13 protein-coding genes are annotated in these 15310 nt (G+C 68.3%); 6 read left to right on the top strand and 7 right to left on the bottom strand.

Annotated features, from left to right (window positions below):
* Positions 1 to 13: 13 nt before the first annotated feature.
* Positions 14 to 1225 carry an aldo/keto reductase gene (locus ACFYPG_RS23355; protein WP_387353854.1) on the bottom strand — a complete coding sequence of 404 codons (1212 nt, stop codon included), beginning with the start codon at positions 1223 to 1225 and terminating at the stop codon, positions 14 to 16.
* A 6-nt stretch (positions 1226 to 1231) separates the two neighbouring features.
* On the opposite strand from ACFYPG_RS23355, the gene ACFYPG_RS23350 reads away from it, so the two are divergent.
* Both ACFYPG_RS23350 and ACFYPG_RS23345 read left to right on the top strand, forming a co-directional pair.
* Positions 1232 to 1669: a TetR/AcrR family transcriptional regulator gene (locus tag ACFYPG_RS23350; RefSeq protein ID WP_387353853.1), complete on the top strand. Its 438-nt coding sequence runs from the start codon at positions 1232 to 1234 to the stop codon at positions 1667 to 1669.
* 170 nt (positions 1670 to 1839) lie between these two features.
* A complete protein-coding gene (locus tag ACFYPG_RS23345; RefSeq protein WP_387353852.1) occupies positions 1840 to 2205 on the top strand; it encodes a VOC family protein in 366 nt (121 codons plus the stop codon).
* 21 nt (positions 2206 to 2226) lie between these two features.
* Here the strand turns inward: ACFYPG_RS23345 and ACFYPG_RS23340 are convergent, their stop codons facing one another.
* The 4 genes from ACFYPG_RS23340 to ACFYPG_RS23325 form a co-directional block, all read right to left on the bottom strand.
* Complete coding sequence (locus ACFYPG_RS23340; RefSeq protein ID WP_387353851.1) at positions 2227 to 4449, bottom strand: HelD family protein; 2223 nt, start codon at positions 4447 to 4449, stop codon at positions 2227 to 2229.
* A 323-nt stretch (positions 4450 to 4772) separates the two neighbouring features.
* Positions 4773 to 5327: a hypothetical protein gene (locus tag ACFYPG_RS23335; protein ID WP_387353850.1), complete on the bottom strand. Its 555-nt coding sequence runs from the start codon at positions 5325 to 5327 to the stop codon at positions 4773 to 4775.
* Positions 5328 to 5446: 119 nt separating this feature from the next.
* Positions 5447 to 7294: a glycoside hydrolase family 15 protein gene (locus tag ACFYPG_RS23330; RefSeq protein ID WP_355008548.1), complete on the bottom strand. Its 1848-nt coding sequence runs from the start codon at positions 7292 to 7294 to the stop codon at positions 5447 to 5449.
* A 149-nt stretch (positions 7295 to 7443) separates the two neighbouring features.
* Positions 7444 to 8448 (bottom strand): LacI family DNA-binding transcriptional regulator, encoded by a 1005-nt coding sequence (locus tag ACFYPG_RS23325; RefSeq protein WP_357227031.1) that lies wholly within the window; start codon positions 8446 to 8448, stop codon positions 7444 to 7446.
* 181 nt (positions 8449 to 8629) lie between these two features.
* On the opposite strand from ACFYPG_RS23325, the gene ACFYPG_RS23320 reads away from it, so the two are divergent.
* The 4 genes from ACFYPG_RS23320 to ACFYPG_RS23305 are packed head-to-tail and all read left to right on the top strand — an operon-like array spanning position 8630 to position 14116.
* Complete coding sequence (locus tag ACFYPG_RS23320) at positions 8630 to 9895, top strand: extracellular solute-binding protein (RefSeq protein ID WP_387353849.1); 1266 nt, start codon at positions 8630 to 8632, stop codon at positions 9893 to 9895.
* Entirely contained in the window at positions 9892 to 10890 is a 999-nt protein-coding gene (locus ACFYPG_RS23315) for a sugar ABC transporter permease (RefSeq protein WP_355008551.1), read from the top strand. The genes ACFYPG_RS23320 and ACFYPG_RS23315 overlap by 4 nt, the downstream gene beginning before the upstream one ends.
* Before the next feature lie 2 nt (positions 10891 to 10892).
* Positions 10893 to 11753: a carbohydrate ABC transporter permease gene (locus ACFYPG_RS23310; RefSeq protein WP_355008552.1), complete on the top strand. Its 861-nt coding sequence runs from the start codon at positions 10893 to 10895 to the stop codon at positions 11751 to 11753.
* 38 nt (positions 11754 to 11791) lie between these two features.
* Positions 11792 to 14116, top strand: a complete 2325-nt coding sequence (locus ACFYPG_RS23305; RefSeq protein WP_387353848.1) for a glycoside hydrolase family 3 N-terminal domain-containing protein — start codon at positions 11792 to 11794, stop codon at positions 14114 to 14116.
* 152 nt (positions 14117 to 14268) lie between these two features.
* Here the strand turns inward: ACFYPG_RS23305 and ACFYPG_RS23300 are convergent, their stop codons facing one another.
* Together ACFYPG_RS23300 and ACFYPG_RS23295 are read right to left on the bottom strand one after the other, a co-directional pair.
* Positions 14269 to 14934, bottom strand: coding sequence for a hypothetical protein (locus tag ACFYPG_RS23300; RefSeq protein ID WP_387353847.1), 666 nt, complete (start codon positions 14932 to 14934; stop codon positions 14269 to 14271).
* 23 nt (positions 14935 to 14957) lie between these two features.
* Positions 14958 to 15299, bottom strand: a complete 342-nt coding sequence (locus ACFYPG_RS23295; protein ID WP_355008555.1) for a hypothetical protein — start codon at positions 15297 to 15299, stop codon at positions 14958 to 14960.
* Positions 15300 to 15310 lie beyond the last annotated feature (11 nt).

Raw genomic sequence — 15310 nt, 5'->3', positions numbered from 1 at the left:
GACACCGGCAGCGCTAGATGACGGAAACGGGGGGAGGGTCGAGCAGTGCGCGGTCACCGTCGAAGCCGTGATTCAGTGCGGCGGTGACGTCCTCGTGTGGGGTTCCCAGCGGGATCGCGCTGACCTCGTCCAGGTGTCGGTAGTGCTGGTCGCCAAGGTCGAGTTGGAGAGACTTCAGGTATTCCTCCAACTGGGTCACGGTGCGCGGGCCGACGATCGGGATCAGGGCCGTGGGGGCCAGTGCGGCCCGGCGACGCAGCCAGGCCAGCGACACCTGGACCGCGCTGACGTTGAGTTCCTCGGCAATCGCCAGGACGGCGTCGACGATGGCGGTGCGCTGGGTGCTGCCCTCGATCGCGTCGCCCCGGACGGTCAGCCTGCCTTGTTCACCCTGCCGATATTTGCCGGTGAGCAGTCCGCCGGCCAGCGGGGAGTACAGGACCATGCCCAGACCGTGGGCCTGCGCCATCGGCAGTAGCTCCCGCTCGGCGGATCGTTCGGCCAGGCTGTATTCCGTTTGAATGCCGACCAGGGGAGCCAGGCCGCGCAGGTCGGCGCGGACCGCGGCGCCGGCGACCCGCCAGGCCGGGAAGTTGGACAGGGCGCCGTGCAGGATCTTGCCGGAGCGGATCAGGTCGTCGAACCCGGCCAGGATCTCCTCGATCGGCGTGACGCCGTCGGGAAAGTGCGGCATGAAGACGTCGACGTAGTCGGTGCCGAGGCGGCGCAGACTCGCTTCGAGGGACCGGACCATGATCTTGCGGCTGTTACCGGTCGTGCCAGGGCGGGGCTGAGCTTGCCTGGTCCCGCTGTACTTGGTGATGATCACAAAGTCGGCCCGCCGCGGTCCGAGCAGCCCACCGAGCACGGTTTCGGCCTGTCCATCCTGGTACAGGTTGGAGCTGTCGAACGTGGTGCCGCCGGCGGTGACGAAGGCCTCGAAGATCTGTCGTGAAGCCTCGGGCCCGGCGCCGGTGTTCGACGTGCTGAAGTTCGCCGTCCCGAGCGCGTACTCCGAAACACGCAGTCCGGTCAGACGGCCAAAGGTCTGGTAGCGCATGGAAGCTCCTGAGGTTCGGTGCGACGAGGTAGGCTTCCGACGGTAGCAAATAAAGCGAGGGGTCACTCTTTTATGCCCAGGGTCAGTCAAGCTCATCTCGACGCTCGCCGCCAGCAGATCGTGGACGCCGCCCGGGCTCGGTTCGCCAGTCACGGCTTCGCTCACACGTCGATGGCCCACATCGTCACCGAGTCCGGGCTCTCCAACGGAGCCATCTACCGGTACTTCACGAGCAAGGACGAGATCGTCATCGCGGTCTGCGAGCAAGGAACCGAAGCGCTGCCGAGGGCGCTCACCGCCGAGGCTGTGGGAGGTTTCCTTGAGCATGTCCGGGCCCGGGCCCGGGACACCCACCATGCCCGGCTGGTCGCCCAGATCTATGCCGAAGCCGCGATATCGCCCCTGCTGGCAGCCGTTGTGCAACGACAGCTCGCTGCCATGCGGGCCGCGATCGCCGAGTTGGTGCCCGACGCCCGACGCCCGCAGGCCGGGCAGATCGCCGAAGCGTTCGTGGCCCTCAGCGTCAGCTACAGCCTGCAACTGGCGATCCGCGGCGACCTGGACCCCGCACCGTTCACCACCGCGTTGATGGCGATCATCAAGGGCTAAGACGAGGGTGACGCGACCGGCTCTCGCCCATCCGTGGATGGTCGGCTCGACCAGCGTCCGAATGTGCCGACCGGATCCTCGCGGACGTGGCGTAAAAAAGAGCGAACCGTCATTTTGGGTGCTAGGGTAGGTCTCCGTCGGCCCGAACGACCCCGTCCACTGGAGGATCCATGCCGGTAGCTCACATCGCTGCAATCAACCTGGAATGCCCTGACCCAGCCGTCCTGGCCCGCTTCTGGGCGGCGATGCTGGATGGTGAGGTCGCGGTCCAGACCCCGGACTTCTGTGCGGTCAAGGCGGGTCCGCTGCACCTCGGTGCCGTTCGCGTCGACGGCTATCGGCCACCGACCTGGCCCTCGGGCGAACGATCACAGCAGATCCACTTCGACCTGGCCGTCGACGAGCCCGATGACCTCGATGACGCCGAGGCGCGCGCGATCGAACTCGGAGCCGTCAAAGAAGAGCAACAACCCGCACCGGAACGCTTTCGCGTCCTACGCGACCCGGCCGGCCATCCTTTCTGCCTACGCGGCTGACCCGCACGACCGGGCAGCGCCTCAGCAGTGGATCGGGAAAACGCCCTCCGTAGCGGAACGACGCGGCGACTGCTGAGTGAGGGTCAGCTGTCCGAGTTCCTGGGTGCATCGGGTGAGCGCGACGTAGAGGCCGTTCCAACCGCGCGGTTCGGCGGCGATGCCCTGAGGGTCGATGAGGAGTGTCGCGTCCCATTCCAGTCCCTTGGACTGGGTCGCGGTGAGCACTGGCACATCACTCAGCACGGCTTGGAGTGTGGCGATGCGCTCCGCGGGAGCGATGACGCCGACCGTGCCGCCGTGCCACCGTTGCTGCAACTGTCGCACTGCGTCCGCTGCGGAGCCGGCGAGCTCAGCCGGTGTGATCGTCCGCTCCCAGGGGGCGATGCCGGAGGAGCGCACCGCTCGTGGCGGAGTGTTGTGGCTGCCAGCCTTCTTCAAGACTGGTTCGGTGAGGTCCATGACCTCGCGCGGGGTCCGGTAGCAGATGCTCAGTTCCGCGGCGGTCCAGCGGTCTCCGAAGGCAGCCCGTACCGCTTGTGCCCAACTGGTGTGCCGGTGGGCTGCCTCGGCCTGGTCGATGTCGCCGACGGCGGTGATGGAGCGACTGGGACAACGGCGGAGAACCATCTGCCACTGCATCTCGGACAGTTCCTGCGCCTCGTCGATGACGACATGGCCGTACACCCAGCCGCGCTGGCGGCGAGCACGTTCGGCGAGGAACTCGCCCTGTGGTTGCGGGGTGTCGACGTCGCCGAGCAGGTCGGCGAGGGCGTCGAGAAGAGGGATGTCGCTTGATGCCCAGGGGGTGGGCTCGGCCGCGACGGCCGTGATCTCCTCGGGGGACAGCTGCGGGGCGAACCGGGCCAGCAGGGTGCGGTCGGTCAGGAGGCCACCCAGCAGGGTTCCGGGATCGAGGGTGGGCCACCATGCCTCGATGAACCGGGCGATGGTGGTGTTCTCGGCGATACGACAGCGAAGCTCCTCGACCTCCTCCTCGGAGAGCAACCCGTTGATGTCGCTGCCGGTGGACGCCTCGGTGAAGGAGTGGTCATGCGCCATGCCCTTGTCGACGCGGGCGAGGATGTCCTCGAAGCCTTCCTCCATCTCCGCCATCAGCGTCTCGCGCTGTTCGGCGACGACATCGGCCAGACGGTGGTGCAACTGCTCGGCGAACGCCGCGCGGGCCCGGTGGTACGGACGCCCCTGCACCGCCGAGGCGAGCGCCTGCGCCACGGTCGCGGCCGGAATGACGTAGAACTCGCCCTCCCAGCGCAGCTTCAGCTCGCGTGGACGGGGGAGCAGCGACGCGACGTAGCTTTCGAGCGTTGGCTGCCAGAGGGCGCGGCCCTTGATCTCGGCGAGATGCCGGCTCTCGTCGCGGCCCACGTGGATGTCGGCCAGCAGGGTGTCGCAGGTCGCCGAGACGATGGCGGTCTCACCGAGCGCGGGCAGCACCTGGGCGATGTACTGGAGGAACCGCGGCGAGGGACCCAGGACCAGGACCGCCTGGTCGGCCATCTTTCGGTGGGTGAACAGCAGGTACGCGACGCGGTGCAGGGCAACCACGGTCTTGCCCGTGCCGGGACCGCCCTGGACGATCAGTGGGCCGGTCGCCTCAGCCCGGATGATGTCGTCCTGTTCGCGTTGCAGGGTGGAGATCGCCGTCGACATGCGGCCGGTGCGCCGCTGGTCGAGAGCGGCCAGTAGGGCGCCTTCGCCGACGAGTTCCGCAGTCGTACTTCCGTCGAGGGGTTCGTCGTCCACGCCGACGACGGCCGATCCTGTCGTACGGATGTGCCGGCGCCGTGCCTGACCCTGTGGGTCGACAGCCGTCGCGGTGTAGAACGGCCGAGCTGCGGGAGCGCGCCAGTCCACCAGCAGTGGCTCAGTGCCTTCGTCGTCGTCGCGAAGACCTACGCGGCCCACGTGGCGCACAGTGCCGTCAAGGCCGTCGAGGCGGCCGAAGACCAGCCCTTCCTCTGCTCGCCGTAGCTCGTCGTACTGCTTGCGCAGCATGCGCTGCCGGGCCAGCTCCAACGCGTCCAGGGCCTCTGCCGAAAGCTCGACCTGTAGGTGATCGACCAGCCTGTCGCGCCGGGCCGTGGCCAAATCCAGAAATGCCTGTTCCTCGGCGACCGCGGATCGTCGCGCGGCACCCTCCGCGGTGGAGGCCGGCAGTTGGCCGCCAGGTGCTGATTCGGCGACGCCAGCGGTGCCGATGCTCAGGGCAGACTTCCGGTGCATTCACAAATCCTTGGATCGGGGTAACCCTCGGCCCGGATGAGCCGCAGCGCATTCGGCGGCAAGCATAGAGTTTGTTTCCCTCACCGACCAGGCAATCCGCCAGCAGAGATCGGAATCTCAATGCCTTGCAGTTCCGGGGCCGTTCGTGGCCTCACCAATTCCATTTATCGTATTGACAGTCGGGTCTCCATCTGTTCTGCGGATGCATTCCGAGTGGTGACATGGCCCGCTCAACCCCACTGAGCCGACCTGCGGCAGACGTCGGCGGAGGTTGCCGCGGCGCGAGGACGGTCACCGCGGCGCCGAGGGTTGTCCCGTGCAGGTCAGCTCAAGCTGAAGGACACGTCGTCGACGGCGAAGGCGGTGGCCCCGTTGCCGGCCGTCTCGCTGGCGAGGAAGCTGGCCGTCGCGGTGCGTTCGGTCGTGGCGGTTCCGCTCGACATCACGTACTGCCGCCACTGCGCTCCGCCGTCGAAGGCTAGCGAGAACCTCGTCTTCGGGGGTATCCCGGTGACCGCCAGTCCGACGTTCAGGTAGTCGCCGCGGCTGGTCTCCGTGGTGGTGGTCCGCACCCAGAAGCTGACCGTCAAGTTGCAGTTGGCCGGCACTGTGACGGTGGTGCGCAGCAGGTCGGTACGCGTCACGTCCAGCCCGGCGAAGGCGGCGTAGGCGCTGCCGGTGTGTGCCGGTCGGGTCGCGTCGCCGAACACGACGATGCGGGGGCCGGCCGTCCAGCCGGTGGTGCCGCGCTCGAACCCCGGGTTCGGGTGGATCTGCCCGGTGCAGGGCGGGTCGGCAGCTGGCTGGCCGTGGGATGCGCCGCCGGTGGCCAGGAGCAGCAGTGCCGCAACCGAGACGGTGGTGACGAAGGCCTTCATCGGTTCTCCCCGCGTCTATACATTCGAGATGGTCGATGTATATCGACGATGCGCGATGGACTCGGGTGCGTCAAGTCCTTCCCGCGGCTGGCTCCGCTGGGGTGGCGGAACATGCTGCGCTACCGCCTGCGGCGGGCGTCGGCCTCGTTGTCGAGCAGGTCGTTGAGTGTCAGCGCTGAGTTGATCAGTGAGAGGTGGCTGAACGCCTGGGGATAGTTGCCGATCTGCTCCCCGGTCGCGGCGATCTCCTCGGCGTAGAGGCCGAGGTGGTTGCTGAAGGTGAACATCTTCTCGAACGTGAGTCGGGCGTCGTCGAGGCGGCCGGAACGGGCCAGCGCCTCGACGTACCAGAAGGTGCACATGTTGAAGGTGCCCTCGTGGCCCGGGAGGCCGTCGGGGGAGTGGACCGGGTCGTACCGGTGGACCAGGCTGTCGGAGACCAGTTCACGCTCGATCGCCAGCAGGGTGGACTGCCACAGCGGGTCGCTCGGCGTGACGAAACCCACCGCCGGCATGGCGAGCAGTGCCGCGTCCAGGACGTTCTCGTCGTACGCCTGCACGAAGGTGCCGCGGGCCCGGTCGTATCCGCGCTCCATGACCTGGTTGTAGATGCGGTTGCGCTGGTCGGTCCAGCAGGCCATGTCCCCGGGGCGACCGGTGCGGGTGGCCAGCCGGATGGCCCGGTCCAGCGCGACCCAGGACATCACCCGACCGAAGGTGTAGTTGCGGGGGTGGTGGCGGCTCTCCCAGATGCCGGCGTCGGGTTGGTCCCAGTTGTGGCAGAGCCAGTCGACCAGTCGGACGGTGCTCTTCCACACCTGGTGCGAGACGCGGATGCCCTGCTCGTCGGCGAGGTGCATGGCGTAGAGGGCCTCGCCGTGGATGTCGAGCTGGAGCTGGTCGGCAGCGCCGTTGCCGATCCGTACCGGCCGGGAGCCTCGGTAGCCCTCCAGATGGTCCAGCACCTCCTCGTGCAGGTCGGAGGAGCCGTCCACCCGGTACATGATCTTCAACGGGTCCTGGTGGTCGCCGGCCTCGCGGATCCGCTCGTCCAGCCAGTTCATGTACCGGCTGACCTCCTCGGTGAAGCCGAGGCCGAGCAGCGCGTGCACGGAGAACGACGTGTCGCGTACCCAGGTGTAGCGGTAGTCCCAGTTGCGGGTGCCGCCGACCAGCTCGGGCAGCGCGGTGGTGGGCGCGGCGATCATCGCGCCGGTCGGCGCGTACGTCATGAGTTTGAGCGTGATGGCCGAGCGCTCGACCATCTCCCGCCAGCGGCCGGTGTAGCGGGAACGTTCGAGCCAGCGCCGCCAGTAGTCCCGGGTCCACTCGAACATGCCCTGGATCTCTTCCGGCGCGAAGATGCGCGGTTCGGCCCCACCCGTCTCCAGGACCACCCCGCCGGTGTCGCCCTCGTTCAGCGTGCCGTACGCGACCAGGTCGCCACCCTCAAGGTGGACGTCACCCTGTTCGGAGATCAACCGCCGAACCGGGTCGACCGGGTGGAACGTCAACGCCGCCGACCGGCTTCGGAAGACGTAACCGTTGTGGTGGCGCTCAAGCTGATGCTCTTCCCGGGCGTAGTCGAACCGTGGGCGGCACTCCACCCGGAAGCGCATGCTGCCGCGGACCATGGTGACGGTCCGGACCAGCCGATGCGCGTCGGTGGCCCGCTCGCCGGTGACCGGCATGAAGTCCATGACCTCGGCCACCCCGTCGGCGCTGATGAACCGGGTGATCAGGATGGGCGTGCCGGGAAGGTAGAGCTGTTTGGTCACGTACCGCACGTCGTGCGGCGCGATCTGGAAGTAGCCGCCCTTTTCCTTGTCGAGCAGGGCGGCGAAGATACTCGGTGAGTCGAACCGCGGCGCGCAGAACCAGTCGACGGTCCCGTCGCACGTCACCAGCGCGGCGGTCTGCAGGTCGCCGATGAGCCCGTGATCCTCGATCGCCGGATAGCTGTCCACATCTCTCCCCGGTTCGGCGGCGTCCTGCGCACCGAACTTAGGGGAGAAATTGTCGGCTTAGGTGAGATTCACGTTCCGCCACCCTGTCGCGTTCCCCCACGTGACGCGGCGAGGGTCGGGAGCCTGCGCCGACCCCGCCAGCCTCACGGTCAGCGCAGCGGCCGACAGGAGGAGCGGATGACCAGCTCGGTGGGGAGCCGGATGTGGGTGTCGCGGTCGACGCCGGCGATCAGGTCGACGAGGAGGCGCAACGCCTCGGCGCCCATTCGTTGCAGGGGCTGCATGATGGTCGTCAGCGGCGGGTTGACCAGCGCCGACTCCGGGACGTTGTCGAAGCCGATCACCGACAGGTCGTCGGGCACCGACAGACCCATGTCGCGGGCCACGGTCATCGTGGAGATCGCGGAGAGGTCGTTACCCGCGAAGATCGCGCTCGGTCGGTCGCTGAGGGCGAGCAGCTCCGCGGCCGTGCCGGCGGCGCTCTCGATCCGGAACCCGCCGACGCGGACGAGCCGCTCGTCCACCGGCACGCCAGCTTCGGCCATCGCACTACGGAAGCCGGCCTCACGCAGCTGGGCGGACTTCAGGTCGGTGCGTCCACTGATGTGCCCGATGCGCGTGTGGCCGAGGGACAGCAGGTAGTTGGTCGCCAGTACGGCGCCGGCGAAGTTGTCCGAGTCGACGGTGGGCAGGTCGGACGGGCCGGTGTGGGGGTCGACGGCCACGACGTGGAAGCTGTGTTCGGTCTCGACCACTGTCGGCGTGACGATCACAGCGCCGTCGATGAGTGTGCCGGAGAGTCGGGCGAGCGAGCGACGCTCCCACCCCACGGCGGCGCCCTCGCCGTCACCACTGGAGTAGGCCAGCAGCTGGTATCCGCTCCCGGCGACCTCCTGCGACGCCCCCTTGAGCAGCTCGGTCGAGAACGGCTCGAACTCGGCGACCAGGATGCCGAGCACGTTGGTGCGGTGGCTGCGCAGGCTCTGCGCCCCCAGGCTCGCCTCGTAGCCGAGCTCGTGGATGACCTGCTGGACTCGCTCCACGGTTGCCTGGGCCACGCCGTAGCGGCCGTTGACGACCTTAGACACGGTCGCGACCGAGACGCCGGCAGTACGTGCCACATCCGACATCTTGACGCGCTGCTGAAACACCACGTCGATGATGATAGGGCCCTGCCGCCGGTGCGGTGTCACCGACTCGAAAACGTTATCGATACCGATTGACATCAAGTTACATGACTGTAAAACTTCGCCGCAGGCCGAGTACCGCGACTGAGCAGTCGAGGAGACATCTATGGCAACGAAGCGGCGTGCAAGTGCCGTCCTGGCACTGTTGATGACAAGTGTTCTCGTTACCGCCGGCTGTGGCGGTGGCGGCGAAGAGGCGGCCCCTCAGAACGAGCTGTACAAGGACCCGGTGACCCTGACCTGGTGGCACAACGCCTCACAGGACGGGCCCGGCAAGACCTACTGGGAGAAGGTCGCCAAGGACTTCTCCGCCCTCCACCCCACTGTCAAGATCGAGATCGAGGCGATCGAGACGAACCAGCTCCAGCGCACCCGGCTCCCCGCCGCGCTGCTGAGCAGCGACCCGCCGGACATCTTCCAGGCCTGGGGCGGCGGCGAGATGGCCGAGCAGGTGGAGGCCGACTACCTCAAGGAGATCACCGACCAGACCAAGACCGAGGTCGGCGACATCGGCAGTGCCGCGGAGATCTGGCAGGTGAAGGGCAAGCAGTACGGCCTGCCGTTCCGGATGGGTATCGAGGGCATCTGGTACAACAAGGAGATGTTCGCGCAAGCGGGCATCGCGGCTCCGCCGACCACCTTCGAGGAGCTCAACGCCGCGGTCACCAAGCTCAAGGCGATCAACGTCATTCCGATCGCCGTGGGTGCCGGTGACAAGTGGCCGGCCGCGCACTGGTGGTACAACATGGCGCTGCGCGCCTGCTCGGTCGAGACCCTCAAGAAGGCGTCCGCGGAGAAGACCTTCGACGATCCGTGCTTCGTGAAGGCCGGTCAGGACCTGAAGGCGTTCATCGACACCAAGCCGTTCCAGCCCAACTTCATCGCCACGCCGGGCCAGAACGATCCGACCAGCGCCAACGGCATGCTCGCCAACGGCAAGGCCGCGATGGAGCTCATGGGTGACTGGAACCGCGGCACGCTGGACACCGTCGCCACGGACAAGACGAAGCTCGCGTCGTTCCTCGGCTGGTTCCCGGTGCCGGCGATCAGCGGTTCCCCGGGTGACCCGAAGGCGGCCCTCGGCGGTGGTGACGGGTTCTCCTGCTCCAAGAACGCCCCGTCCGAGTGCGTCGAGTTCCTCAAGTACATCGTGAGCCCCGAGGTGCAGAAGGGCTACGCCGAGACCGGCACCGGCCTGCCTGTGGCCAAGGGTGCAGCGGACGCCGTCAAGGACCCCGCGCTGAAGTCCATCCTGGAGGCCACCTCCGGGGCGAGCTACGTCCAGCTCTGGCTGGACACGGCTTACGGCAGCACCATCGGTAACGCGATGAACGACGGGATCGTCACCATCTTCGCCGGCAGCGGGACGCCTGAGAAGGTCGTCTCGGCAATGAAGGCGGCCGCAAGCAAGTGACCTCCGCCAACCAGATCCAAATGCCCGCCGGCGGCGCTTCCGCGTCGCCGGCGGGCCCCCGCCGGGCCGAGCGCGATTCCGCCCGCCGAGCCGACAACCGCCGCAAGTGGTACGAGATCATCGGGCTGACCGCGCCGGCCGTCGCCATCTACGTGATGTTCGTGCTGGTGCCGATGGGCTTCGCCGTCTACTACAGCCTGTTCCGGTGGCGCGGGGTCGGGCCGCCCACCGAGTTCGTCGGTCTGCGGAACTACACCCTCGCCTTCCAGGATCCGATCTTCCTCGACGCGTTGCGCAACAACGCCATCATCGTGTTCGGGTCGCTGCTGATCCAGGGGCCGATCGCCCTGGGCGTCGCCCTGCTGCTCAACCGTCGCTTCCGTGGGCGGGCCGTGTTCCGCCTCCTGGTGTTCGTGCCGTACGTGCTGGCCGAGGTCACGGTCGGCATCATGTGGAAGTTGCTCCTCACCGGCGACGGCACTGTCGACGCGCTGCTGCGGTCCCTGGGAATGGGCGGCCTGGTGCAGGCCTGGCTGGCGGACCTGGACGTGGTCATCTGGACCCTGTTGGCCGTTCTCACCTGGAAATACGTCGGCTTCGCCATCATCCTGCTCCTCGCCGGGCTGTCCAATGTGCCCGACGAGCTGACCGAGGCCGCCGCCATCGACGGCGCGAGCTGGTGGCAGATCCAACGGCACGTCACGATCCCGCTGCTCGGCCCGACGATCCGGATCTGGATGTTCCTGTCCATGATCGGCTCACTGCAGATCTTCGACATGATCTGGGTGACCTCGGTGCCCGCGGTGCGGTCCCTCGGCGCGTCGGCCACGATGGCGACATACATGGTGGACAACGGGTTCTTCGCCCGGCTCTGGGGCTACGGCAACGCCGTGGCGGTAATCCTCTTCGTCATCTCCTTCGTGGCGGCGCTGCTGTTCCAGCGGTTCCTGCTCCGCCGCGACATCGAGGGCGCCATCACCGGAAGGGCGAAGTGACGATGGCCGTGAACTCGGTTCTCCCCCCGTCCACCGGACGCCGCCAGGTCTCCTGGGGCACGCCACTCACCTACGCGCTCGCCCTCGCGATCGCGGCGGTGTCGATCGCCCCGGTCATCTACGTGGTCATCGGCGGTTTCCGCACCACCCCGCAGATCGTCGCCGACCCGGCCGGCCTGCCAGACCCGTTCGTCTGGGACAACTACTCCCGGGTGCTGACCCAGAGCAACTTCTGGCAACAGGCGTTCAACAGCGCGGTCATCGCCCTCGGCACCACGCTCGCCGTCGTCGTGCTCGGCCTGGCCGCCGCGTTCGTGCTGGCCCGCTACCGGTTCCGCGGGCGAGAAGGGCTCTACACCTTCTTCACCCTCGGCCTGCTGTTTCCGGCCGGGGCGGCGATCCTGCCGCTCTACCTCATGCTGCGCGACCTGAACCTGATCAACTCCTACTACGCGGTGATCCTGCCGCAGGTCGCCTTCTCACTGCCGCTGACGATCGTGATCCTGCGTCCCTTCCTCTCCGCCATTCCGCGAGAGTTGGAGGACGCCGCCGCCATCGATGGTGCGAGTCGGCTCGGTTTCCTCTGGCGCGTCGCGATGCCGCTGTCGCGGCCCGCGCTCGTCACCGTTGGCGTCCTGGCGTTCGTGGCGAGCTGGAACTCGTTCCTGCTGCCGCTGCTCGTCCTCAGCGACGTCAACCTGCACACCCTGCCGCTGGGTGTGCAGAACTTCTCCAGCCAGTACACGACCGACACGGCAGGCGTACTCGCCTTCACCTCGCTGGCAATGCTGCCGGCGCTGCTCTTCTTCACGCTCGCGGAGAAGCAGATCGTCGGTGGCCTGCAGGGTGCGGTCAAGGGCTGAGCGGCAGCGGTACGAGCACAACCACAGGAAGGCACAGCATGACTGAGGTCCACGCGGTGGTGGACGGGCCGGTGCCGGCCCAGGCCGGTCCGGAGCACGGACGACCGGACGGGCACGACGGCGAGGCCCGCGTACGCGAACTCCTCGGCCGGATGACGATCGAGGAGAAGATCGCCCAGCTCGTCGGCTTCTGGGAGAAGGAGGACGGCGAGGCGGTCGCACCGTTGCAGGGCGAGTTCGGCGACTCCTCCAAGCTCGAGGACTTCTCCCGGCACGGGCTCGGCCACCTCACCCGCGCCTACGGGACCCGCCCACTGGACGCGGCGCAACGCGCGTCCTGGTTGTGGAAGTTCCAACGGGACCTGGTCACCGGCACCCGGCTCGGCATCCCGGCGATCGTGCACGAGGAGTGCCTCACCGGACTGTCCGCGTGGAAGGCGGCCACGTTCCCCACCCCGCTGGCCTGGGGTGCCGCGTTCAACCCCGAACTGGTCACCGAGATGGCCGCGGCGATCGGCGCCTCGATGCGGGCCCTGGGCGTGCACCAGGGGCTCTCTCCGGTGCTCGACGTGATCCGTGACCCCCGCTGGGGTCGGGTCGACGAGTGCGTCGCCGAAGACCCGTACCTGGTCGGCACCATCGGCACCTCGTACGTGCGCGGCCTGCAGTCGCAGGGGGTGCACGCCACCCTCAAGCACTTCGCCGGCTACTCCGCCTCGCGCGCCGGGCGCAACTTCGCCCCGGTGCACATCGGCCGCCGGGAACTGGCCGACGTGCTGCTGCCCCCGTTCGAGATGGCGATCCTCGACGGCGACGCGCGCAGCGTCATGCACTCGTACACCGAGATCGACGGGGTGCCGGTCGCCGCCGACCCGACGATGCTGACCGGCATCCTGCGCGACCAGTGGGGCTTCGACGGCACTGTGGTGGCCGACTACTACGGGGTCGCGTTCCTGAACCTGCTGCACCACGTGGCGAGCGATCACGCCGACGCGGCCGGGCAGGCGTTGACCGCCGGTCTCGACGTCGAACTGCCCACCGGCGACGCCTACCTGACGCTGGGGGAGTCGGTGCGGGCGGGCAAGCTCGACGAGGCGCTGATCGACCGCGCGGTGCTGCGGGTGCTGCGCCAGAAGCGGGACCTGGGTCTGCTCGACGCGACCTTCGACGACGAGCCGCCCCAGACGATCGATCTCGACTCGCCCGAGCACCGGTCGATCGCCCGTCGGCTCGCCGAGGAATCGATCGTGCTGGTAGCCAACCGGGACGCGCTGCCGCTGCCCGCGGGGCGACGGGTGGCCCTCATCGGCCCGAACGCCGACCGGCAGAGCGCGCTCTTCGGGTGCTACTCATTCCTCAACCACGTCCTCGTCCAGCACCCCGGCGTGGAGACCGGCATCGACGTGCCGACCGTGCTCGACGCCGTGCGGACCGAGTTCGGCGGCGATCTCGTCACCTGGGCACGTGGCTGCGACGTGGACGACGACGACCGGTCCGGCTTCGACGAGGCCGTCGCCACAGCCTCCGGCGCTGACGTGGCCGTCCTGGTCGTCGGCGACCACGCCGGCCTCTTCGGACGCGGCACGGTCGGCGAGGGCTGCGACCGGGAGGACCTGGAGCTGCCCGGCGTCCAGCGCCAACTGGTCGAGGCGGTGTTGGCAACCGGCACACCGGTCGTCCTCGTGCTGGTCACCGGCCGGCCGTACGCGGTCGGCTGGGCGCTCGCGCGCTGCGCGGCGGTGGTGCAGGCGTTCTTCCCGGGCGAGGAGGGCGCCGGGGCGATCGCGGGGGTGCTCTCCGGGCGGGTCAACCCGTCGGGCCGGCTGCCGGTCAGCCTGCCCCGGTCGGCCGGCGCGCAGCCGTACTCCTACCTGCACCCCACCCTCGGTACGGGCAACGAGGTGACCAACCTGCCGGCGACGCCCGTGGCGCCGTTCGGCCACGGCCTGTCCTACACGACATTCGCGTACAGCGAGCTCACCGTGCCCAGCACGACGCCCACCAGCGGGGCGGTGGAGGTGACCGTGCGGGTGACGAACACCGGCGCGGTCGCTGGCGACGACGTGGTCCAGCTCTACGGTCGCGATGTGGTCGCCTCGGTGACCCGGCCGGTGGCGCAGCTGCTCGGCTACCGGCGGGTCCATCTGGAACCGGGCCAGTCCGTCACTGTCGAGCTGACGGTGCCCACCACCCGTCTGGCCTTCTCCGACCGCACGTTCACCCGGGTGGTGGAGCCGGGCGACGTCGAGCTGTGGGTCGGCACGAGTGCGCGGCGGGACGCCCAGGCGCTGACCACGCTGGTCGGCGACACCGTCCCGGTCACCAACGCCTCCCCACGCTGGACCACCACAGACGTCCGCTGAGAGCCGGTCCGCCGACTGTCCTCAACGGGCGGTCGGCGGACCGGGAGCACTCCTGCCGACCGGCCGTCGTCGCCCTGTCGGCCGTCATGTGACCCGTCGTCGCACGCTGCACCGCGTGGGTGGTGCCCCGACACCGGGGCACCACCCACGCCTCAGCAGTAGTTTCGGATGGTGGAGTTGTACTTGGTGTCGCAGGTCCCGTCCCAGTGACCCCAGATATCAAGGTTGAGGTACATGTCGGTGGTCCACGGCACCAGGTTCGACCAGTGACCCTGTGTCGAATGGTGGATGCCGGCCGGGTAGTAGCCGTCCATCGTGTAGGGGTTGAAGGTGTCGCGGCTACAGCCCTCCCACCGCCACCCGTTCGTCGTGCCCCATCCGGTGGTGTAGCCGCTGCAGATGCCGTTCCAGTCGGACACCTTGTGGGTGGCCTGGCTCCAGCAGAAGTTCAGGTTCTGGCTGTGCCCGCCGAGTTCGCCGCCCAGGCTCCAGGTGATGGTCCACTTGGAGCTCTGCTTGCAGCCCGACAGCCACATTGGCGCCACGACCTGATCGACCTTGACCTCGTAGGTGTAGTACTGCGGGGCGGTGCGCGGGTCGCACGTCACTGCGGCGGCCACGTCGCGGCTCAGCCTGCCCTCCTTCTCGAAGGCCTTGACCTGTGCCCTGAACTGCGCGAACTGCTGGTCGCCAGTCAGGTAGCAGTTGGCCCTCGGGGCAGCCGCCGCAGCAGGTGCCGCCGGTTGCGCGGCGAAGCCGAACATCGCCGCGACAGCCACGGCGAGCAGGCCACGAAGCATTCTCTTTCGGGTCCCCATAGGGACTCCTTCCGTTGCAGGGTTTAGCCCGGGTATGCGTCCTTGAATTCGCCGCGGAGAAAGATCTTGACGCCACCGGACTTGTACGAGGTGCCCAGCTGGCACTTGGCGGTCGAGCCCCGACGGTCGCCGGCCCAGCGGCGCACGCCGACCTCGTCCTTGCTGCCGCTGGACTGGGCGGCGCACCGGACGTACCCCTCGTACGTCCAGTCCGGGCCGTTGCCGTCACACCAGCCGCCGTAGGCGTGCGGGTAGCACTTGCCGATCCAGCCCTGGTCCGCGTACGCGGCCGTGGCGCCGGCGGTGACTGACAGCGTCGTCGCTGCCACCACCGCCAGACATGCTCGTGCGAACCGTCGCTTCATGAGAACTCCCT

It is taken from the genome of Micromonospora sp. NPDC005553, assembly GCF_042871765.1.
Classification (GTDB): domain Bacteria; phylum Actinomycetota; class Actinomycetes; order Mycobacteriales; family Micromonosporaceae; genus Micromonospora.
The sequence above is the reverse complement of the archived record's forward strand: the minus strand, read 5'-3'. Positions and strand labels throughout refer to the sequence as shown.

Bases quoted from the DNA above. Each gene is read 5' to 3' on its own strand.
- ACFYPG_RS23305 (WP_387353848.1), top strand. From the start codon at position 11,792: ATGACTGAGGTCCACGCGGTGGTGGACGGGCCGGTGCCGGCCCAGGCC.
- ACFYPG_RS23340 (WP_387353851.1), bottom strand. From the start codon at position 4,449: ATGCACCGGAAGTCTGCCCTGAGCATCGGCACCGCTGGCGTCGCCGAA.
- ACFYPG_RS23335 (WP_387353850.1), bottom strand. From the start codon at position 5,327: ATGAAGGCCTTCGTCACCACCGTCTCGGTTGCGGCACTGCTGCTCCTG.
- ACFYPG_RS23295 (WP_355008555.1), bottom strand. From the start codon at position 15,299: ATGAAGCGACGGTTCGCACGAGCATGTCTGGCGGTGGTGGCAGCGACG.
- ACFYPG_RS23310 (WP_355008552.1), top strand. From the start codon at position 10,893: ATGGCCGTGAACTCGGTTCTCCCCCCGTCCACCGGACGCCGCCAGGTC.
- ACFYPG_RS23320 (WP_387353849.1), top strand. From the start codon at position 8,630: ATGACAAGTGTTCTCGTTACCGCCGGCTGTGGCGGTGGCGGCGAAGAG.
- ACFYPG_RS23345 (WP_387353852.1), top strand. From the start codon at position 1,840: ATGCCGGTAGCTCACATCGCTGCAATCAACCTGGAATGCCCTGACCCA.
- ACFYPG_RS23350 (WP_387353853.1), top strand. From the start codon at position 1,232: ATGGCCCACATCGTCACCGAGTCCGGGCTCTCCAACGGAGCCATCTAC.
- ACFYPG_RS23300 (WP_387353847.1), bottom strand. From the start codon at position 14,934: ATGGGGACCCGAAAGAGAATGCTTCGTGGCCTGCTCGCCGTGGCTGTC.